Annotated in this window: 18 protein-coding genes; all 18 read left to right on the top strand. The window is 69.8% G+C overall.

Going from position 1 to position 20,080, the window contains the following annotated elements; translation table 11 throughout:
* The first annotated feature begins 96 nt into the window (after positions 1-96).
* Positions 97-1,095, top strand: coding sequence for a 16S rRNA (cytosine(1402)-N(4))-methyltransferase RsmH (gene rsmH / locus AB0I19_RS26785; protein ID WP_357152268.1), 999 nt, complete (start codon positions 97-99; stop codon positions 1,093-1,095).
* Complete coding sequence (locus AB0I19_RS26780; protein WP_357152266.1) at positions 1,092-2,021, top strand: hypothetical protein; 930 nt, start codon at positions 1,092-1,094, stop codon at positions 2,019-2,021. The genes rsmH and AB0I19_RS26780 overlap by 4 nt, the downstream gene beginning before the upstream one ends.
* A 119-nt stretch (positions 2,022-2,140) precedes the next feature.
* Complete coding sequence (locus AB0I19_RS26775) at positions 2,141-3,901, top strand: penicillin-binding protein 2 (protein ID WP_245655503.1); 1,761 nt, start codon at positions 2,141-2,143, stop codon at positions 3,899-3,901.
* Between the two features lie 57 nt (positions 3,902-3,958).
* Positions 3,959-5,590, top strand: a complete 1,632-nt coding sequence (locus AB0I19_RS26770) for a UDP-N-acetylmuramoyl-L-alanyl-D-glutamate--2,6-diaminopimelate ligase (protein ID WP_357152263.1) — start codon at positions 3,959-3,961, stop codon at positions 5,588-5,590.
* Positions 5,587-7,086 (top strand): UDP-N-acetylmuramoyl-tripeptide--D-alanyl-D-alanine ligase, encoded by a 1,500-nt coding sequence (gene murF, locus AB0I19_RS26765; RefSeq protein ID WP_357152261.1) that lies wholly within the window; start codon positions 5,587-5,589, stop codon positions 7,084-7,086. Before AB0I19_RS26770 ends, murF begins: the two co-directional genes overlap by 4 nt.
* The gene (gene mraY / locus AB0I19_RS26760) at positions 7,083-8,159 is read left to right on the top strand and encodes a phospho-N-acetylmuramoyl-pentapeptide-transferase (protein ID WP_067497468.1); all 1,077 of its coding nucleotides are present in this window, start codon (positions 7,083-7,085) and stop codon (positions 8,157-8,159) included. The genes murF and mraY overlap by 4 nt, the downstream gene beginning before the upstream one ends.
* A 50-nt stretch (positions 8,160-8,209) precedes the next feature.
* A complete protein-coding gene (gene murD / locus AB0I19_RS26755; RefSeq protein ID WP_067642884.1) occupies positions 8,210-9,646 on the top strand; it encodes a UDP-N-acetylmuramoyl-L-alanine--D-glutamate ligase in 1,437 nt (478 codons plus the stop codon).
* Positions 9,643-11,091, top strand: a complete 1,449-nt coding sequence (gene ftsW / locus AB0I19_RS26750; RefSeq protein ID WP_357152259.1) for a putative lipid II flippase FtsW — start codon at positions 9,643-9,645, stop codon at positions 11,089-11,091. The genes murD and ftsW overlap by 4 nt, the downstream gene beginning before the upstream one ends.
* The gene (murG, locus tag AB0I19_RS26745) at positions 11,088-12,197 is read left to right on the top strand and encodes an undecaprenyldiphospho-muramoylpentapeptide beta-N-acetylglucosaminyltransferase (RefSeq protein ID WP_357152257.1); all 1,110 of its coding nucleotides are present in this window, start codon (positions 11,088-11,090) and stop codon (positions 12,195-12,197) included. The genes ftsW and murG overlap by 4 nt, the downstream gene beginning before the upstream one ends.
* Before the next feature lie 125 nt (positions 12,198-12,322).
* On the top strand, positions 12,323-13,765 hold the full coding sequence (gene murC / locus AB0I19_RS26740; protein WP_357152336.1) for a UDP-N-acetylmuramate--L-alanine ligase: 1,443 nt from the start codon (positions 12,323-12,325) through the stop codon (positions 13,763-13,765).
* An 8-nt stretch (positions 13,766-13,773) separates the two neighbouring features.
* The gene (locus tag AB0I19_RS26735; protein WP_357152333.1) at positions 13,774-14,451 is read left to right on the top strand and encodes an FtsQ-type POTRA domain-containing protein; all 678 of its coding nucleotides are present in this window, start codon (positions 13,774-13,776) and stop codon (positions 14,449-14,451) included.
* A gap of 132 nt (positions 14,452-14,583) precedes the next feature.
* Positions 14,584-15,843 carry a cell division protein FtsZ gene (ftsZ, locus tag AB0I19_RS26730; RefSeq protein WP_067497477.1) on the top strand — a complete coding sequence of 420 codons (1,260 nt, stop codon included), beginning with the start codon at positions 14,584-14,586 and terminating at the stop codon, positions 15,841-15,843.
* Between the two features lie 150 nt (positions 15,844-15,993).
* A complete protein-coding gene (pgeF, locus tag AB0I19_RS26725) occupies positions 15,994-16,725 on the top strand; it encodes a peptidoglycan editing factor PgeF (protein WP_357152255.1) in 732 nt (243 codons plus the stop codon).
* A 34-nt stretch (positions 16,726-16,759) separates the two neighbouring features.
* Positions 16,760-17,497, top strand: a complete 738-nt coding sequence (locus AB0I19_RS26720) for a YggS family pyridoxal phosphate-dependent enzyme (protein ID WP_357152253.1) — start codon at positions 16,760-16,762, stop codon at positions 17,495-17,497.
* A gap of 107 nt (positions 17,498-17,604) precedes the next feature.
* Positions 17,605-18,360, top strand: coding sequence for a cell division protein SepF (gene sepF, locus AB0I19_RS26715; RefSeq protein WP_067497486.1), 756 nt, complete (start codon positions 17,605-17,607; stop codon positions 18,358-18,360).
* Positions 18,361-18,449: 89 nt separating this feature from the next.
* Positions 18,450-18,752 carry a YggT family protein gene (locus AB0I19_RS26710; protein WP_067497489.1) on the top strand — a complete coding sequence of 101 codons (303 nt, stop codon included), beginning with the start codon at positions 18,450-18,452 and terminating at the stop codon, positions 18,750-18,752.
* Between the two features lie 60 nt (positions 18,753-18,812).
* On the top strand, positions 18,813-19,676 hold the full coding sequence (locus tag AB0I19_RS26705; RefSeq protein WP_181699249.1) for a DivIVA domain-containing protein: 864 nt from the start codon (positions 18,813-18,815) through the stop codon (positions 19,674-19,676).
* Positions 19,677-19,762: 86 nt separating this feature from the next.
* Complete coding sequence (locus AB0I19_RS26700) at positions 19,763-19,963, top strand: hypothetical protein (protein WP_067497495.1); 201 nt, start codon at positions 19,763-19,765, stop codon at positions 19,961-19,963.
* The last annotated feature ends 117 nt before the right edge of the window (positions 19,964-20,080 follow it).

Here is a 20,080-nt window from a genome sequence, read left to right as displayed (position 1 = left end):
CGCATTCGCACTCATCCGAGTAAGCAACTCATTCCAAAAGCACTGTGTGGCAAGGCGACCCGTCTGCGACGCGAGGCAGTATCCCGGGAGGTCGAGGTGAACCATGACACCGAGAACCCCCGTCATGTGCCGGTGCTGCTCGAGCGTGCCGACGACCTGCTCGGTCCGGCACTCGACGAGCCGGGCGCGGTCTACCTCGACGCGACCCTCGGCCTCGGCGGGCACGCCGAACACTTCCTGCGCACCTACCCGAACGCGCGGCTGGTCGGACTCGACCGCGACACCAACGCGCTGAAACTGGCCGGCGAGCGCCTGGCGCCCTACGCCGACCGGATCACGCTGGTGCACACCCGCTACGACGGCATCCCCGAGGCGCTCGCCGAGGCGGGACTGGCCGAAACCGGTTCGGTGTCAGCGATTCTCATGGATCTCGGCGTGTCATCGATGCAGCTGGACGAGGCCGAACGCGGCTTCGCCTACTCCGTCGACGCGCCGCTGGACATGCGGATGGACCCCACCACCGGCATCACCGCCGCCGACGTGCTCAACACCTACAGCCACGGCGACCTGGCCCGGGTGCTGAAAACCTATGGCGACGAACGGTTCGCGGGCAAGATCGCCTCGGAGGTGTTGCGCCGCCGCGCCGTCAAACCGTTCAGCACCAGCGCCGAACTTGTCGAGGTGCTGTACGCCACCATCCCGGCCGCCGCGCGGCGCACCGGCGGGCATCCCGCCAAGCGCACCTTCCAGGCGCTGCGGGTGGAGGTCAACGGAGAACTCGACTCGCTGCGGGCCGCGCTGCCCGCGGCGCTCGACGCGCTGCGCGTGGGCGGGCGGATCTGCGTGATGTCGTACCAGTCGCTCGAAGACCGGCTGGTGAAGCAGGAATTCGCGCCACGGATCGTGTCCCGGTCCCCGATGGACCTGCCGGTCGAACTGCCCGGCATGGGACCGGAGTTCAGGATGCTCACCCGCGGCGCGGAAAAGGCGACCGAGTCCGAGATCGAGGCCAACCCGAGGTCCGCTCCGGTGCGGATGCGTGCGGCCGAACGGATCACGGAGAGGTCAGGGAGGACACAGGAGGGGACACGATGAGCGTGCGGACGAGCACCGTTGCCGTGCCGGGGCGTACCGCCCGGCGCGTGCAGGCGGCCGAACGAGTGAAGTCCGGTGCCGCGCAGCGGGCCTACGCGCGCAAACGCACCCGCCAGCAGCTGCTCGACGGGATATCGCTGCCCGATCGTTCCTCGACCATGGCCGGGCGCATCCCGTTCGTCACCGCGATCATCGGTCTGCTCGGTTGCGGTCTCGCGCTCACTCTGCTGCTCACCACCCGTGCCGCCGAGGACAGCTACCTGCTCGGCGACATGCGCGCGGACAACCGAACGCTGGCCGACGAGCGGGCCGCATTGCAGCGCGAGGTCGCGGCTGCCGACTCCGCTCCCGAACTGGCCGCGCGCGCACGGGAACTCGGCATGATCCCGGCCAAGGATCCGGCGCGTCTGGTGATCGGTCCCGGCGGGGAAGTGACCGTGATCGGCACACCGACGCCCGCCCAGGGCGCACCCGCGCCGCCGTTGAACGGGCCGCCGACGACCACACAGAACCCGGCGCCGGGTCAGCAGGCACAGGGCGAGCGGGTGGTTCCGGTACAGCCGGGCACCCCGGCCACCGACCCCGCCGCTCCGAACAACACTCCGCCCGCGGTGCTCGCGGCACCGGGCGGCCAGGCCGGAGCGCCGAGCGCACCTGTGGTGAATCCGCCTGAGGCCCAGCCCGAACCGCCGCAGGATGTACCGGGTTCGCCGCAGGCACAGGTCCCGCCCGCGGGCGAGGGTGCTCCCGTGGCACCGTCGGAATCGCCGGTTCAGGCACCGGCACCCCAACTGGTCCCCGATCGGGTGGAGGTTGCCGCGGCACCGGCCGACACGCCGCCCCCGGCACCGGATGTCGCGCCGTTACCGGACGCGGGCCCGCCGAGCGAGACGCCGCAGATCGTCGCTCCCGAGGCAGGCCGATGAGGCAGAGCGGGCCCGCGTCGCAACAGCGACGCGGGCCGGTCTCGTCGAGGGCCCGGCGCAGCGGGTCGCTCTCGCCGGACCGGCCGATCCGGCTGCGCCTGGGCGTCGGCCGGGTCACCATGCTGGCCACCCTCGCGGTGGTCGCGCTGCAACTGCTCTACATCCAGAGCATCGCCGCGCCGGGACTCTCCGCGCAGGCCGCCTCGCAGCGCACGACCAAGGAGACCGAGGCCGCTGTGCGCGGCCCGATCACCGACCGCTACGGCAACCCGCTGGCCTTCACCATCACGGCGAAAGCGCTGACGTTCCAACCGGTCCGGGTGCGCCAGCAGCTCGCCGACGCGAAGAAGACCAAGGAGAACGCGCCCGACCCCGAGCAGCGCCTGAAGGACATCGCGAAGTTCGTGCACGACAAGCTCGGCGCAAGCGGCCCGAAAGAGGAAGAGCTGCTCGACAAGCTGCGCAGCGACAAGCCCTTCCACTATCTGGCCCGCAATGTCGATCCCCGGATCGCCTCCGAAATCACCACCAAGTTCCCTGAGGTCGGTTCCGAACGTCAGGACCTGCGCGAATATCCCGGCGGGGCGCTGGCGGCCAATGTGGTCGGTGCGACCGGCTGGGACGGGCACGGCCAGATCGGCCTCGAATCGGCACTCGACTCGGTGCTCGCGGGCACCGACGGTTCCCGCACCTACGATCGTGGCTCCGACGGCGCGGTGATCCCCGGCAGCTACCGCGACCAGCAGCCCGCGGTGAACGGGCACGGCGTGGAGCTCACCCTCGACGAGGACATGCAGTACTTCGTGCAGCAGCAGGTGCAGCAGGCCAAACAGCTCTCCGGTGCGGCCTCGGCCTCGGCGGTCGTGCTCGACGCCAAGACCGGCCAGGTGCTGGCCATGGCCAACGACAACACCTTCAATCCCGCACTGGGACCTCAGCACTGGGCCTCGGCGAACATGAGCAACCCGTCGGTGTCGGAGCCCTTCGAGCCGGGTTCGGTGAACAAGATCGTCACCGCCGCCGCCGCGCTCGAGTACGGGCTGACCAACCCCGACGAGGTGCTGCAGGTGCCGGGTTCGATCAGGATGTCGGGCGTCACCGTCAACGACGCCTGGCAGCACGACGTGGCGCCCTACACCACCACGGGCATCTTCGGGAAGTCGTCCAACGTCGGCACCCTCATGCTCGCGCAACGGGTGGGGGAGGACCGCTTCGCCGATATGATCGACCGCTTCGGTCTCGGTAAGCGCACCGGCATCGGCCTGCCGGGCGAGAGCCCGGGGCAGGTGCCCGCCCGCGACCAGTGGTCCGGCGGCACCTTCGCCAATCTGCCCATCGGTCAGGGCCTTTCGATGACGACGTTGCAGATGACCGGCATGTACCAGGCCATCGCCAACGACGGCCTGCGCATCCCGCCGCGCATCGTGAAGGCCAGGATCGCCCCCGACGGCACCCGCACCGAGGAACTGCAGCCCGAGCCCGTGCGAGTGGTCAGCCCACAGACCGCCGCCACCTTGCGCACGGTTTTCCAGGCGACGGTGCAGAAGGACCCGATGGGTGTGCAGATGGGCACCGGGCCGCAGGCCGCCGTGGAGGGATACCAGGTGGCGGGCAAGACCGGCACCGCGCAGAAGGTCGACCCGGCGTGCCGTTGCTATTCGACCTCGTCGTTCTACATCACCTTCGCCGGGATGGCGCCCGCCGACAATCCGCGCTACGTGATCGGGATGATGCTCGACGCGCCGGTACGCAGCTCCGACGGGTCCGGTGGCGGGTCGGCCGCGCCGCTGTTCCACACCATCGCTTCCTGGGCGTTGCAGCGCGACCGGGTGCCACCGTCGCCGGAGCCTAGGCCGCTGGTGCTGGAGGCCGGGCTCTGACGGTAACCTGACTCGTCGTCTTGCCCACGCGCTCGATCACTCTCAGAGAGGAGCCTTGTGCCCGCGCAGCCCAGCCCGCACGCGCTCCGGCCGAACACCCCGCCGTCGACGCCGCTGCAGGCCCTGCTGGAGCTCACCGGCGCCACCACGCTCACCCCGGCCCCGGCCGAGGTGACCGTCACCGGCATCGAGCAACGATCCAACGCCGTCCGTCCCGGTGACCTGTTCGCCGGCCTGCCCGGCGCCACCTCGCACGGCGCCCGTTTCGCCGTCGACGCCGTCGCGCGCGGCGCGGTCGCGGTGTTCACCGACGCGGCCGGTGCCGAACTGATCGGCGAGGTGGCGGTACCCGTGCTGGTGCGCGAGGACCCACGCGCCGTGCTCGGCGAGCTGTCCGCCGAGATCTACGGTCACCCCAGCGATCGCCTGCGCATCGTCGGCATCACCGGCACCTCCGGCAAGACCACCACGTCGTACCTGGTGGAGGCGGGTCTGGTCGCGGCGGGCCTGTCGACCGGGCTGATCGGAACCATCGAAACCCGCATCGGCGGGCAGCGGGTGCCGAGCGCGCTCACCACTCCCGAGGCGCCGCAACTGCACGCGATGTTCGCGGCCATGGTCGAGCAGGGTGTGCAGGCGGTGGTGATGGAGGTGTCGAGCCACGCGCTGGCTCTCGGCCGGGTCGACGGTGTGCGCTTCGCCGTCGGCGCGTTCACCAACCTCTCCCAGGACCACCTCGACTTCCACAAGGACTTCGAGGACTACTTCGCCGCGAAACGCCGCCTGTTCGAACCGGACTCGCCGATCGCCGCGCGCACCTCGGTGATCTGCGTGGACGACGAGTGGGGCCGCCGCCTGGCCGCGGATCTGGTCGACCCGGTCACCGTCGCCACCACCGAGGTCGTTGCCACGCACGATGCCGCCGCCCCGGCGCCCGAGGCCGCTACCTGGCAGGTCGTGGGTGAGGTGAAAGCAGCTGGTGGCGAGCAGGAATTCACCGCGAGTGGGCCCGACGGCGAGCTGACCGTCCGCCTGCGCCTGCCCGGCCGCTACAACGTCGCCAACGCCCTGCTCGCCGTGGCCACCTGCGCGGCCGCCGGGGTCGATCCGGCGATCGCCGCGCCCGCGCTGGCCACCGTCGACGTGCCCGGGCGCATGCAGCGCGTCGAACGCGGACAGGACTTCCTCGCCGTCGTCGACTACGCGCACAAGCCCGCCGCGATCGAATCGGTGGTCGCCACCCTGCGCGCGCACCTCGCCGACGCGGGCCGCGGCAGGCTCGCGGTGGTCGTCGGCGCGGGCGGCGACCGGGACGCGGCCAAGCGCCCGCTCATGGGCGCGGCGGCGGCACGCGGTGCCGACCTGGTGATCGTCACCGACGACAATCCACGCACCGAGGACCCGGCGGCCATCCGCGCCGCCGTGGTCGCCGGTGCGCACGAACTCCCGGCCACCGACCGCGGCGAGATCCGCGAGATCGGTGACCGCGCGGCGGCCATCGCCGCCGCACTCGCCTGGGCGCGTTCCGGCGACGTGGTGCTCATCGCGGGCAAGGGCCACGAGGCGGGTCAGGAGATCCAGGGCGTCAAGCATCCCTTCGACGACCGTGAGGTCCTCGCCGCGGAGCTGGATTCTCTACTGGCACAACACAGTCCGCACACGGACTCGGAGGACTTGACGGTTTCATGATCGAGATGACACTGCGGGAGATCGCGGACGTCGTCGGCGGCGAGCTGCACGACGTACCCGACCCCCAGGCACTGGTGACCGGGTCGGTCGAATTCGATTCGCGCCGAATCGGTCCCGGTGATCTGTTCCTCGCACTACCCGGCGCCAACTCCGACGGACACGACTACGCGGCGAACGCGGTCGAGGCCGGAGCTGTCGCCGTGCTGGCGGCACGCCCGGTCGGCGTGCCCGCCATCGTCGTCGCGCCGGACGCGGGCACCGTGCCCGCCACCTCGGTGGCCCTGAGCCACGACGGCGACGGCTCCGGTGCCGCCGTACTCGCGGCCCTGGCCGACCTGGCCCGCGTGAGCACCGAGCGGCTGGCCGAGCGCACCGGTCTCACCGTCGTCGGCGTCACCGGGTCGTCGGGCAAGACCTCGACCAAGGACCTGCTGGCCGCCGTGCTCGCACCGCTGGGTCCCGTGGTCGCCCCGCCCGGTTCGTTCAACAACGAACTCGGCCACCCGTGGACGGCCCTGCGCGCCGGCGCCGACACCAAGTTCCTCGCCCTCGAGATGTCGGCGCGCGGCGTCGGCCACATCGCCGCCCTGGCCCGCATCGCGCCGCCGCGCATCGGTGTGGTGCTCAATGTCGGCACCGCCCACCTCGGTGAGTTCGGCAGCCGCGAGGCCATCGCGCAGGCCAAGGGCGAACTGGTCGAAGCACTCCCGGCCGAGGGCCTGGCCGTGCTCAACGCCGACGACCCGAACGTCGCCGCCATGGCCTCGCGCACGAAAGCCCGTGTGGTGATGGTCGGCCTGTCCGGCGACGCCGATATCCGTGCCACCGACGTGACCACCGACGACCAGGCCCGCGCCCGCTTCACCCTGCACGCGGGTGGCGAATCGGTGCCGGTGCAGCTGGCCGTGCACGGTGAACACCAGGTGGGCAACGCGCTCTCGGCCGCCGCCGTCGCCCTGGAATGCGGCGCCGACCTGGCCACCGTCGCCCAGGCGCTGTCCGGGGCGTCGGCCGCGTCGGTGCGCAGGATGGACGTGCGGACCACGCCCGACGGCATCACCGTCATCAACGACTCCTACAACGCCAACCCCGACTCGGTGCGGGCCGCGCTCAAGGCGCTGGTCACCCTCGCCAAGTCGGGCCCCGAACCGCGCCGCAGCTGGGCCGTGCTCGGGGAGATGGGCGAACTCGGCGACACCTCGGTCATCGAACACGACGCGATCGGACGGCTCGCCGTGCGCCTCGACGTCGACCGATTGATCGTGGTCGGCACCGGACGACCCTCCCGGGGAATGCACCAGGGAGCGGTGATGGAAGGCTCATGGGGCGAGGAGTCGATCCTCGTACCCGATATCTCGGCGGCCATCGCGCTGCTCGACGACGAAATCGCCGCCGGCGATGTGGTACTGGTCAAGGCGTCGAAAGCGGTCGGTCTCTGGGCCGTCGCCGAACACCTGACCAGGGCAGGGGAAGGTAGCTCGGAGGCAGCTCGATGAGGCAGATTTTGTTCGCGGCGGGGATCGCGCTCGCGGTGTCGATCCTGTTGACGCCGTTCCTGATCCGGGTCTTCGCCAAACAGGGCTTCGGCCAGGAGATCCGGGTCGACGGCCCGGCCAGCCATCAGGCCAAACGCGGCACCCCGACGATGGGTGGCGTCGCCATCCTGATCGGTATGTGGGCCGGGTACCTCGGTTCGCACCTGATCGGCCTCGGCTACGACGCCGAGGGTCCGACGGCCTCCGGCCTGCTGGTACTCGGGCTCACCACCGCACTCGGTGTGGTCGGCTTCCTCGACGACTTCATCAAGCTGCGCAAACAGCGCAACCTCGGGTTGTCGGCCGCCGGTAAGTACATCGGCCAGATCAGTGCCGCGGTGATCTTCGCGGTGCTGGTGCTGCAGTTCCGGGCCGACAACGGGCTCACGCCCGGCAGCAAGCACATCTCGTACGTGCGTGACTGGTCGACGGTGTCGATGGGCGCGCTGGTGTTCGTGATCATGGTGTGTCTGCTGGTCGTGGCCTGGTCCAACGCGGTCAACCTGACCGATGGCCTCGACGGTCTCGCCGCCGGATCGATGAGCCTGGTACTCGGCGCCTACGTCATCATCACCTTCTGGCAGTACCGCAACGCCTGCGCCACCAGCCCCGGGCCCGGGTGCTACAACGTGCGCGACCCGCTCGACCTCGCGCTGGTCTGCGCGGCGGCCGCCGCCGCGTGCATCGGCTTCCTGTGGTGGAACGCCGCGCCCGCCAAGATCTTCATGGGCGACACCGGATCGCTGGCCCTCGGCGGCATGCTGGCCGGTCTGTCCATCACCACCCGCACCGAGCTGCTGATGGTCGTCATCGGCGCGCTGTTCGTCGCCGAGGCGGCGTCGGTGGTGCTGCAGGTGGCGGTGTACCGCACCACCCGCAACCGATTGTTCAAGATGGCGCCGTTCCACCACCACTTCGAATTGAGCAAGTGGGCGGAGACTACGGTGATCATCCGGTTCTGGATCCTGGCAGGCATCGCGGCCGCCGTGGGTCTCGGACTGTTCTACAGCGAATACCTGTCCCAGGTCGGGTGAGAGCGGAAATGGTAGAACACTCGCCCCGTGCCCTGCGTTCCCCGGGCCCCATGCTCGAATTCCTGCGTGGCCGTGACGTTCTCGTCGCCGGCTGGGGTGTCTCCGGACGCTCCCTGATCGAACCGCTGCGCGATATCGGCGCGCACCCCGTCGTCACCGACGGCGGCGCCAAGGCCCTGGCCGAGGCAGCCGAACTCGGGCTCGAGATCGCCACCACGGTGGAACTCGAGCACGCCGACCTCACCCGGTTCGCCCTCGTCATCACCAGCCCCGGCTGGCGGCCCGATTCGCCGGTGCTCGTCTCGGCGGTCACCGAGGGCATCCCGGTCTGGGGTGACGTCGAATTCGCCTGGTGGGTCGATCAGGCCCGCATCTACGGCCCGGTCCGCAAGTGGCTGGTGGTCACCGGAACCAACGGCAAGACCACGACCACCCAGATGACGCACTCGATCCTGCGCGCCGCGGGCATCGCCAGCGTGGCCTGCGGCAATATCGGCCTGCCCATCCTCGACGCCCTGCGCCGCAATCCCGGTCCGCAGGTGCTCGCGGTCGAGTTGTCGTCGTTCCAGCTGCACTGGGCGCCGTCGGTGCGGCCCGAGGCCGGCGTGGTGCTCAATGTCGCCGAGGACCACCTCGACTGGCACGGCGGGCTCGACGCCTACGCCGCCGCCAAGGCGCGTGCCCTCACCGGCCGCATCGGCGTGGTCGGCCTCGACGATCCGGTCGCCGGTGCGCTGGCGCGCAAGTCCAAGGCGCGGCGCACGGTCGGGTTCCGCGTGGGCGTGCCCGCCGACGGCGAACTCGGCGTGGTCGACGGCAAACTCCTCGACCGTGCCTTCACCAAGGCCGCGATCCTCGCCGAGACCTCCGACATCAGCCCGCAGGGGCCCGCGGGCATCGCCGACGCGCTCGCCGCCTCGGCGCTGACCAGGGCCATCGACGTGGCACCGCAGTTCGTGAAAGAGGGCCTGGCCGAACACAAGGTCGGCCCGCACCGCACCGCGTTCGTGCGGGAACTGGGCGGCGTCGATTTCATCGACGACTCCAAGGCGACCAACCCGCACGCCGCGCGCGCATCGATCCTCGCGCACCCGCACGTGGTGTGGGTCGCCGGTGGCCTGCTCAAGGGCGCGACCATCGACGACCTCATCGAGGAGGTCGCCGACCGGCTCGTCGGCGCGGTCCTGTTCGGGGCCGACGCGCCGGTGATCGCCGCCGCATTGGCGCGACACGCGCCCGAAGTCCCGGTCATCGCACTGGACGCGGGAGACGATGCAGACATGGAGTCGTCGAGATCGCAGCGTGCCGAAGCGGTGATGGGCCGCGCCGTGCGCGCCGCGGCGGGCATGGCACGGGCGGGAGACACCGTGCTGCTGGCACCCGCGGCCGCATCCCTGGACATGTACGACGACTACACCCACCGCGGACGCTGCTTCGTCGACGCGGTCACGGCACTGGAAGACGGTGACATCGGGCGGGCCCTATGACATCGACGGGCCAGACCACCCCGACCGGGGGGCGCCGGAAACGGATCGCCCCGCAGCCGGGATGGGCGGGGGAGCGTTTCGGCGCATGGCTGGCCCGTCCGCTCGCCTCGTTCCACCTCGTCGTCACCATCGCCACCCTGCTGACGGTGCTCGGCCTGGTGATGGTGCTCTCGGCCTCGAGCGTCGAGGCCTATGCCGGTGGTGGATCGGCGTATTCGCTGTTCATCCAGCAGGCCATGTTCGCCGGGCTGGGCGCCGTCGCGTTCTACATCGCGTTGCGGTTGCCGCTGCGGGTTCTGCGGCAGTGGTCGTTCCCGGCGTTCAGCATCTCGGTGATCGCGCTGGTGCTCGTGCTCATTCCTGGTATCGGCGCGGTGCACGGTGGCGCGCGGCGCTGGTTCGACATCGGGCCCATCTCGATCCAGCCGTCCGAGGTCGTCAAGGTGACCCTGGTGGTGTGGGGTGCGCACCTGCTCGCCTCGCGGCGCGGGGCACACCTCAAGGACATCCTGGTACCGCTGGTGCCCGCCGGTCTGCTGGTGTGTCTGCTCGTGGTGCTCGAGCCGAACCTGTCGACCACGATCGCGCTCGGCATCGTGCTGATGGCGCTGCTGTGGTTCGGTGGACTGCCGGTGCGGTTGTTCGTCGGGATCATGGTCAGCGGCTTGGTCGTGGCGTCGGTGCTGGCGCTGTCGGCCGGGTACCGGTCCGACCGGGTGCGCGCGTTCTTCAATCCCGGTGACGATCCCCAGGGCGCCAATTATCAGGCACGCCAGGCCAAGTACTCGCTGGCCGACGGCGGCATCCTCGGTCGCGGACTCGGGCAGAGCCGCGCCAAGTGGAGCTACCTGCCCAACTCGCACAACGACTTCATCTTCGCCATCATCGGCGAGGAACTCGGCTTCCTCGGCTGCATGGCGGTGCTCGCCCTGCTGGCGATGTTCGTCTACACCGGCATCCGCATCGCGCTGCGCTCGGTCGACCCGTTCCTTCGCCTGCTCACCGCCACCGCGACCACCTGGATCACCGCGCAGGCCCTGATCAATATCGGCTACGTCGTCGGCCTGCTGCCGGTGACCGGTCTGCAGCTGCCGCTGGTGTCGGCCGGTGGTTCGTCGCTGGCGATCACGCTGTTCATGTTCGGCATCATCGCCAGCGCGGCCAGGCACGAGCCCGAGGCGGTCTCGGCGCTCAAAGCGGGCCAGGACGGCAGGCTCAGCAGGCTGCTGCGGCTTCCGGTGCCCGAGGTGTACACCCCGGCGCCGCGCAAGCCCGCGCCGCGCGCGAAAACCGAACGCCCACGTCAGGCCCCACGCCGCCAACCCGATGCCCCGCGCAGACGACGCGCGCCGGAAAGCCGCGGCACCAGTTCGCTACGGTCGACCAGAGCATGGGAACCGACCTATCCGATGCCACACGCTAGAGAACGAGGTAGATCCAAGTGAGTAGCCCGCGATCCGGGTTGTCGGTGATCGTCGCAGGCGGGGGAACCGCAGGCCACATCGAACCCGCGCTGGCGGTGGCCGACGCCTTGCGCAGACTCGACGATTCGATCCGGGTGACAGCACTCGGCACCGAGCGCGGACTCGAGACGAAACTGGTGCCCGACCGTGGGTACCCGCTCGAGCTGATCCCGCCGGTTCCGTTGCCACGCAAGCCGTCGGCCGACCTGCTTCGCCTGCCCGGACGGGTGTTCTCCTCGGTGCGCGCCACCCGCGCGGTGATCGACCGGGTGCAGGCCGATGTCGTCATCGGCTTCGGCGGCTACGTCGCCCTGCCCGCCTACCTCGCCGCGCGCGGCATCGGCAGGCAGCGCCGGATTCCGGTCGTCGTGCACGAGGCCAACGCCAAGGCGGGCATCGCCAACAAGGTCGGCGCCAAGCTGGCCACCAAAGTACTTGCCGCCGTACCCGACTCCGGCCTGGCCGGGGCCGAGGTCGTCGGCATCCCGGTGCGCGCCGCCATCACCGAACTCGACCGGTCCGCGCTGCGCGCGCAGGCCCGTGCGCACTTCGGTCTGCCCGCCGAAGGCCCGGTTCTGCTGGTGTTCGGCGGTTCACAGGGCGCGCGCAGCCTCAACGAGGCGATCTCCGGCGCCGCACCGCAATTGGCCGCCGCCGGGATCTCGGTGCTGCACGCGCACGGCCCCAAGAACAGCGTCGAGGTGAGTACCGCCGACGCGCCCGCACCGTACGTGGCGGTGCCGTACCTGTCGCGGATGGATCTGGCCTACGCCGCCGCCGACGCGGTGGTCTGCCGCTCCGGCGCCATGACCGTCGCCGAGGTGTCGGCGGTCGGGCTGCCCGCGTTCTACGTGCCCCTGCCGCACGGCAACGGCGAGCAGGAGTTCAACGCGCGCCCCGTGGTGACCAAGGGGGGTGGCAGAATTGTCCCCGACGCCGAGCTGACCCCGAAATTCGTGATGGACGAGGTGATTCCGCTGCTGCTCGACCCCGCCCGACTCGCCGAGATGAGCCGCGCCGCCGCAGGCGCCGGTCACCGCGACGCCGCCGACACCGTGGCACGCATCGTCGCCGGGCTCGCCCGATGAGCGGTCAGCGGCCGGAGGCGGAAGCCGAGCGTGACCAGCCGGGCCGCCCGGGCACGGGCACCGCGGTGAACGCCGCGGGCGAGCCGGTGGGTTCGGCGTTGCCCGCCGAACTCGCGCGGGTGCACATGGTGGGGATCGGCGGTGCGGGCATGTCCGGTATCGCGCGAATCCTGTTGGCGCGAGGCGGTGCGGTGTCGGGATCCGATGCCAGGGAGAGCCGTGGCGTGCTGTCGCTGCGGGCCCGCGGCGCGCAGGTGCGCATCGGGCACGACGCCGACGCGCTCGACCTGCTGCCCGGCGGCCCGACCGTCGTCGTCACCACCTACGCCGCCATCCCGAAGACCAACCCTGAACTGGTCGAAGCGAAACGGCGCGACATCCCGGTGCTGATGCGTCCCACCGTGCTCGCCGCCCTGATGCGCGGGCACAAGACCCTGCTCGTCTCGGGCACCCACGGCAAGACCTCGACCACCTCGATGCTGATCGTGTCGCTGCAGCACTGCGGCGCCGACCCCTCGTTCGCGGTCGGTGGCGAACTCAACGAGGCAGGCACCAACGCCCACCACGGCAGCGGTGACATCTTCGTCGCCGAGGCCGACGAATCCGACGGTTCGCTGCTGCAGTACGACCCCGACGTCGCCGTGGTCACCAATATCGAATCCGACCACCTCGACTACTTCGGCACCGACGAGGCCTACATCCAGGTCTTCGACGACTTCGCCGACCGGCTCGCCCCCGGTGGCCTGCTGGTGGTCTGCCTCGACGATCCCGGCTCGCTCGCCCTGGCCGAACGGGTCGCGCCCCGGCTCACCGAACGCGGTGTGCAGGTGCTCGGCTACGGCTCCGGCGACCTGACCGGCGCGCCCGTGCCCGTCGGTGCCCGGCTGCTCGACTGGCAGCCGCGCGATGTCGGCGGCATCGTCGAATTCCAGCTCGGCGGCGAGACGACGCCGCGCACGGTCCGCCTGTCGGTGCCCGGCAGGCACATGGCCCTCAATGCCCTCGCCGCGCTGCTCGCGGCCCGGGCGACCGGTGCCGACATCGACGAGATCGTGCAGGGCCTGGAAGGTTTCGGAGGCGTGCACCGCCGGTTCCAGTTCACCGGTCGCGAGAACGGCGTGCGCGTCTTCGACGACTACGCACACCATCCCACCGAGGTGCGGGCCGTGCTCGAGGCCGCCGCGCAGCTCGTCGCGCAGGAGGCGCGCGACGGAGCGCGCATCGAACGCGGCCGGGTGATCGTGGTCTTCCAGCCGCATCTCTACAGCCGCACCGCCACTTTCGCGACCGAGTTCGGCACCGCGCTGAGCCTGGCCGACGAGGTGGTCGTGCTCGACGTCTACGGCGCGCGCGAGGAACCGCTGCCCGGCGTGAACGGTGCGCTGGTTGCCCAGTCGGTGACCAAACCCGTGCACTATCAGCCCGATATGTCGAAGGTCGGCCGTCAGGTCGCGGCGCTCGCGCAGCCCGGTGATGTCGTGATCACCATGGGCGCGGGCGACGTCACCATGCTGGGCAACCAGATCCTCGACGGCTTGCGGGCCCGTCCGCAGCAGGGCGGCCGGTGAGATTGCCGATGCCCGCCGCGCGCGGGTGGCACGGCTACCGGCTCTGGACCGCGGTCGGGCTGGTAGTCGTCACCGTGCTCGCGGTGCTCGCGTGGTTCACCCCGGCGTTGTCGGTACGGACCGTGCGGATCGACGGCCTGACCGCCGTGCCCGAGGAACAGGTGCGCGAGCGGCTCGAAATCCCGGACGGGCGTTCGATGTTGCGCATCGACACCACCGAGATCGCCCGCCGCGTGGCCGCGATTCCCACGGTGCGCTCGGTCCGGGTGCAGCGGAAGTTCCCGTCGACGGTGCTGGTGACGGTCGTGGAGCGAACTCCGGTGGTGTACATCGACGCACCCGACGGCGCCCACCTGATCGACGCCGAGAGTGTGGAATTCGCGATCGAGCCCGCACCGCCGATCGGTGTGCCCGAATTGGTCACCGAAGGCTCGGTGTCCGGGCCGGACGCGGCCCGCGCCGCCGTCGCCGTGCTGGTCACGCTGCCGCCCGCGCTGTCGGTGCAGGTGGGTGAGGTTGTCGCACGGTCGGTTTCGGATGTCTCGCTCAACCTGCGCGACGGAAGAAAGGTAGTGTGGGGCGGCACGGGCGACGGGGAGCGCAAAGCTGCCGTCGTAATGCCGCTGCTCACCCGGGAAGGCACCGTGTTCGACGTTTCGAGTCCGAATCTGGTCACGGTAAAGTGAGCGAAACTTCGGCGCGCCTGCGCCGGGATCGCGGTGGCTGCGAATAGCGTTCCGCAGCAGTCGGATACTTGACATAACGCCAACCCTATGGTTGAGGTTGAGGGTTTTAAGATCGAAGGAAGGCGAGAGCCCATGACGCCCCCGCACAACTACCTTGCCGTGATCAAGGTCGTCGGTATCGGCGGCGGCGGCGTGAACGCCGTCAACCGGATGATCGAACAGGGACTCAAGGGAGTCGAGTTCATCGCGGTCAATACCGACGCACAGGCCCTGCTGATGAGCGACGCCGATGTGAAGCTCGATGTCGGTCGCGAACTCACCCGAGGACTTGGCGCCGGAGCCGATCCGGAAGTCGGTCGCAAAGCGGCCGAAGACCACAAGGACGAGATCGAAGAGGTGCTCAAGGGCGCCGACATGGTCTTCGTCACCGCGGGCGAAGGCGGTGGTACCGGAACCGGTGGCGCCCCTGTCGTCGCCAGCATCGCCCGCAAGCTGGGCGCGCTGACTATAGGCGTCGTGACCCGGCCGTTCTCCTTCGAAGGAAAACGGCGTGGGAACCAGGCCGAAGTGGGCATCAACCTGCTTCGCGAGTCGTGCGACACCCTCATCGTCATTCCGAACGACCGGCTGCTGCAGCTGGGCGACGCGGCGGTGAGTCTGATGGATGCCTTCCGGTCGGCAGACGAAGTGCTGCTCAACGGTGTTCAGGGTATTACCGACCTGATCACCACCCCCGGCCTGATCAACGTCGACTTCGCCGACGTCAAGAGCGTGATGTCGGGTGCCGGTTCGGCGCTCATGGGCATCGGCTCGGCGCGCGGTGAGGGCCGGTCGGTGAAAGCGGCCGAGACGGCGATCAATTCGCCGCTGCTCGAGGCATCGATGGACGGTGCGCACGGCGTGCTGCTCTCGATCGCGGGTGGTTCCGATCTCGGTCTGTTCGAGATCAACGAGGCCGCCTCGCTGGTGCAGGAGGCCGCCCACATCGAGGCCAACATCATCTTCGGTACGGTCATCGACGATTCGCTCGGCGACGAAGTGCGCGTCACCGTGATCGCCGCCGGTTTCGACGGCGGCGGGCCCTCGCGGCGCGCGGTCGAGAACACCATGCAGACCGGCCGGTCCTCGTCCAACCCGATCGGCTCCGGTCGTGCGGGCGAGGTCGGGCAGAGCCGCAGCACGGAGGCCCCGGCCCGGCCCACCGAGCCCGCCACCGCGGGGATGTCGAGCGGACGGGCGGCGGCGCCCAACTACCGCGACACCGAGCGGTACCGGGAGTCGGAGCGTCAGCGGGTCACCGAGCAGGCGCTCAACCGCGTCAACAATCCCGAACCGCGCGACGACGGCGACGATGACGACGACATCGAGGTGCCGATCTTCATGCGCCGCTAGGCACGGACAACAGCGCCCGAACTCCCCGATGAGTTCGGGCGCTTTCGCGTCTCCGGCTCGGGCCCGGGGCCACCGGGACCAGCGGCCGGGTTGACCGATGTCACCCCGCGCGCGCACCGATAGGCCCGTTGACCGCACTACCCTCGAACCATGACTTCCGCACCCCCCACCGTGACCGTTCGCCGGGTGACCACCACCCGCGCCGGTGGCTTCTCCGTCGCCCCGTACGACTCGTTCAACCTGGGCGATCACGTCGGTGACGATCCGGAGGCCGTGTGCCGCAACAGGATCCGCCTGGCCGAGGGCATCGGGCTCACCCCCGACCGGCTGGTGTGGATGGAGCAGGTGCACGGCCGCAATGTCGAGATCGTCGACGGGCCGCGCGCCGAACCGGTCCCGGTGACCGACGCATTGGTCACCACGGTGCCCGGCCTCGCCCTGGTCGTCCTCACCGCCGACTGCGTGCCGATCCTGCTGTCCGACGACGAGGCGGGCGTGATCGCGGCGGTGCACGCGGGCCGCATCGGCGCCAGAATCGGCATCGTGCCCCGGGTACTCGAGGCGATGGTGTCGGTAGGCGCGCGCGTGGAGCGCATCGGCGCTTTCCTCGGACCCGCCGCGTCGGGCCGCCAGTACGAAGTGCCCGCCGCCATGCGCGCCGACGTGGAAGCCCACCTGCCCGGCAGCGCAACCACCACGGTCCGCAAGACCCCCGGCCTCGACCTGCGCGCGGGCATCAGCAGGCAGCTCACCGAGGCGGGCGTCGGCGGGATCGCCCTCGACCCGCGCTGCACCATCGAGGACAAAACCCTGTTCAGCCACCGCCGCGGCGCCCCGACCGGCCGCATCGCCGGTGTGATCTGGATGGACGCGACCGCATGAACCGAAAGCACACCACCCGGCGAGGGGAGGCCGCATGACCCAGGAGACCTCGACCGGCACCGATCGCGCGAGCGAACTATCCACCCGCCTGGACGGGCTGCTCACGCGGCTCGACGCCGCCGTGGCCGCCGCGGGTCGCCCCGCGGGCTCGGTGCGGCTGCTGCCGGTGACCAAATTCTTCCCGGCCGCCGATGTCGACATCCTCTACCGCCTCGGCAGGCGCGAGTTCGGCGAGTCGCGTGAGCAGGAGGCCTCGGCCAAGGTCGCCGAGCTGGCCTACGACGACGTCGAATGGCACATGATCGGCCGCTTGCAGCGCAACAAGGCCCGCGCCGTGGCCCGATGGGCACACACCGTGCACTCGGTCGACAGCGAACGGCTGGCAAACGTGCTGGACCGGGCGGTGACCGACGCACAGGCAGCCGGCGAGCGTACCGCGCCCCTGCGTGTGCTGCTACAGGTGAGCCTGGACGCCGACCCCGGACGCGGGGGTGTCGAACCGGCCGATCTGCCCGCCCTCGCCGACCTGGTAGCGAAGGCGCCCGGACTGCATCTGGCCGGTCTGATGGCGATTCCACCCCTTGACGCCGACATTCATGCGTCCTTTGCGAAGCTTGCGACTTTGCACACTTCGCTGCTCGCGCAACACGCCGATGCCACCGAACTTTCTGCAGGTATGTCGGGTGATTTGGAGATCGCGGTCGAACACGGTTCGACGTGTGTGCGTGTCGGTACCGCCTTGATGGGCGCCCGACCGATAACCTCGGCGTAGCAAAGAAACCTCATCAGTCACATTCGACACATACGATTGGCCGACGAGGCGCTGAGCAAGAACTTCAACACCCGGCCGCCACCGGGGCCGAAGGAAGGTCGTCCAGGATGAGCACGCTGCACAAGTTCAAGGCGTACTTCGGCATGGTTCCGCTCGATGAGTACGAAGACGACTACGTCGACGATCACGCCTCGCGCGGCCCCGAGGAGCGCGCCGGCCGTACTCGCCCGCGCAGCTACGACCGCTACGCCGAAGATCGTTACGGCTCCGAACGTTTCGGCGACGAAGCCGACGACTTCCCCCAGCCCGCCTACAAGCCGGCTTATCAGGCGCGTCGCGACGACTACGTCGACGACGCCTACGCCGAGGATCGCTACGAGCCGCCGCGGCGCCCGACCAGGATCGAGACGGCGCCCTCGTCGGGCCGTGCGTTCCGGGCGGGCGGGGTCGCGCCGGGGATGCGCGGCTCGACCCGTGGCGCGCTCGCGGTCGATCCCGACGCCGAGGAGCGCAGGTTGGAGGAGCGCTTGCGCCCCGAGCCCGCGCCCGTGCGGCGGCCCGGGATCTTCGAGGACGGAGGTCCCTTGTCCAAGATCACCACGCTGCGTCCGCGCGATTACAGCGAGGCCAGGATCATCGGTGAGCGTTTCCGCGAGGGAAACCCGGTCATCATGGACCTGGTCGACCTGAGCAACGCCGATGCCAAGCGGCTGGTCGATTTCGCGGCCGGGCTGGCGTTCGCGCTGCGTGGCTCGTTCGACAAGGTGGCGACGAAGGTGTTCCTGCTCTCACCCGCCGATGTCGATGTATCGGCCGAGGAGCGCCGCCGGATCGCCGAAAACGGCTTCTACAACCAGAAATAGCGACAACCGGTGAACTGTCATGATGGCCGCCCGCGCATTGCGCGGCGCGGCCATTTTGCACGTCGCCGATTTTGCGGCAGAGTGAACCCGTGGCCCTGTTCGCGGTTCTGTACCTCGTGCTTTTCATCTTCTGGCTGTTGTTGATCAGCCGGGTGATCGTGGAGTTCATCCGCAGTTTCGCGCGTGACTGGCGCCCGACCGGCGTGGTGGTGATCGTGTTGGAGTTCATCTTCACCGTCACCGACCCGCCGGTGAAACTGTTGAGACGCTTGATACCTCCCGTGAATCTGGGCGGTATTCGGCTCGATCTGTCGATTATGGTTCTGCTCTTCGTCGTGTTCATCCTGATGTCCATCGTGGGTAGGCTCGGGCAGCCCGTGACCTCCGTGTGACACAATGAGTCGAGAAGACCGCTTGCTAGTTCTCCAAAGACCGCGTGAAGGGATCCTTCGATGCCGCTGACTCCCGCCGATGTGCACAACGTCGCGTTCAGCAAACCGCCGATCGGTAAGCGCGGCTACAACGAGGACGAGGTCGATGCCTTCCTGGATCTCGTCGAGCAGGAGCTTTCGCGCCTGATCGAGGAGAACGCCGACCTGCGTCAGCGGGTCGCCGAGCTCGACACCGAGCTAGCCGACGCCAAGAAGAATCGCGGGTCGGCCCCGGTCGCCGCCGTGAAGGCCCCGGTCCAACAGGCACCGCCGCCCGCACCCGAACCTATTCCGGCGCCGGTCCCGGCGGCGCCGCCCGCGCCGATGCCGGTGGCCGCGCCCGTCCGCGACAACTCGGGCCCCGACGCCAACATGCAGGCCGCGAAGGTCCTCACCCTGGCGCAGGAGATGGCCGACCGCCTCACCACCGATGCCAAGACCGAGGCCGAGAGCCTGCTGTCGAACGCGCGGGCAAACTCCGAGCGTCTGGTCGGCGACGCCCGCACCCGCTCCGAGGCGATGATCGCCGACGCGCGGCAGAAGTCCGACGCGATGCTCGCCGACGCGCAGAACCGCTCCGAGACCCAGATCCGCCAGGCCAAGGACAAGGCCGAGGCCCTCACCGCCGACGCCGAGCGTCAGCACGCCGAGATCATGGCGACCATCACCCAGCAGCGCACGGTGCTGGAAAGCCGGATCGAGCAGCTCAAGACCTTCGAGCGCGAGTACCGCGTGCGCCTGAAGTCCTACCTGGAGTCGCAGCTCGAGGAGCTGGAGAACCGTGGCTCGGCCGTTCCGGTCGACGGCGGCGAGTTCGCGGGCGACACCAACGGATCGTCCAACAGTTTGGCTCCGGCCTCCTCCTTCGCCAAGGGCGCCAAGTAAACTGGAACCCGGGTCGCGCGGCGCAGCGCGTCGCGTGATTCGGGAACGCCCAGTCCGTCGGGCTGCTCGGTTGCTTGGGAGTCAGCATGCTCGTCTTGACGCTCGTTCTGGCCGCGATCGGATTCGCACTGCTCGTGGCGGCACTCGCCACCGGTTCGGTGGCGTGGGCGTGGGGCTGCATCCTGATCTGCGTCATCGGCGCGGGCACCCTGCTGGTGAGCGCGCTCGCCGGTGGAAGACCCGAGAACGACCCGGTCCCGCCGGGGCGGCATGCCCGCAAGGACTGACCGCGCGGAAATGGGCTGGACGGGCCCGGTTAGAATCGACTGATACACGGCGTTGATCCGGCCATCACCGGGGAGCCTTCGGAAGAACGGCGCACTCGCGCTCAGTAGAACCGAACG

The sequence above is a fragment of the Nocardia sp. NPDC050413 genome, assembly GCF_040655475.1.
Lineage (GTDB): Bacteria > Actinomycetota > Actinomycetes > Mycobacteriales > Mycobacteriaceae > Nocardia > Nocardia coubleae.
This window is presented reverse-complemented; position numbering and strand designations above follow the sequence as displayed.

What these genes read in the sequence shown, in the direction of transcription:
- AB0I19_RS26780 (WP_357152266.1), top strand. Translation starts at nt 1,092, where the DNA reads ATGAGCGTGCGGACGAGCACCGTTGCCGTGCCGGGGCGTACCGCCCGG.
- AB0I19_RS26775 (WP_245655503.1), top strand. Translation starts at nt 2,141, where the DNA reads ATGCTGGCCACCCTCGCGGTGGTCGCGCTGCAACTGCTCTACATCCAG.
- murF (WP_357152261.1), top strand. Translation starts at nt 5,587, where the DNA reads ATGATCGAGATGACACTGCGGGAGATCGCGGACGTCGTCGGCGGCGAG.
- mraY (WP_067497468.1), top strand. Translation starts at nt 7,083, where the DNA reads ATGAGGCAGATTTTGTTCGCGGCGGGGATCGCGCTCGCGGTGTCGATC.
- murD (WP_067642884.1), top strand. Translation starts at nt 8,210, where the DNA reads ATGCTCGAATTCCTGCGTGGCCGTGACGTTCTCGTCGCCGGCTGGGGT.
- ftsW (WP_357152259.1), top strand. Translation starts at nt 9,643, where the DNA reads ATGACATCGACGGGCCAGACCACCCCGACCGGGGGGCGCCGGAAACGG.
- murC (WP_357152336.1), top strand. Translation starts at nt 12,323, where the DNA reads ATGGTGGGGATCGGCGGTGCGGGCATGTCCGGTATCGCGCGAATCCTG.
- AB0I19_RS26735 (WP_357152333.1), top strand. Translation starts at nt 13,774, where the DNA reads ATGCCCGCCGCGCGCGGGTGGCACGGCTACCGGCTCTGGACCGCGGTC.
- ftsZ (WP_067497477.1), top strand. Translation starts at nt 14,584, where the DNA reads ATGACGCCCCCGCACAACTACCTTGCCGTGATCAAGGTCGTCGGTATC.
- pgeF (WP_357152255.1), top strand. Translation starts at nt 15,994, where the DNA reads ATGACTTCCGCACCCCCCACCGTGACCGTTCGCCGGGTGACCACCACC.
- AB0I19_RS26720 (WP_357152253.1), top strand. Translation starts at nt 16,760, where the DNA reads ATGACCCAGGAGACCTCGACCGGCACCGATCGCGCGAGCGAACTATCC.
- sepF (WP_067497486.1), top strand. Translation starts at nt 17,605, where the DNA reads ATGAGCACGCTGCACAAGTTCAAGGCGTACTTCGGCATGGTTCCGCTC.
- AB0I19_RS26705 (WP_181699249.1), top strand. Translation starts at nt 18,813, where the DNA reads ATGCCGCTGACTCCCGCCGATGTGCACAACGTCGCGTTCAGCAAACCG.
- AB0I19_RS26700 (WP_067497495.1), top strand. Translation starts at nt 19,763, where the DNA reads ATGCTCGTCTTGACGCTCGTTCTGGCCGCGATCGGATTCGCACTGCTC.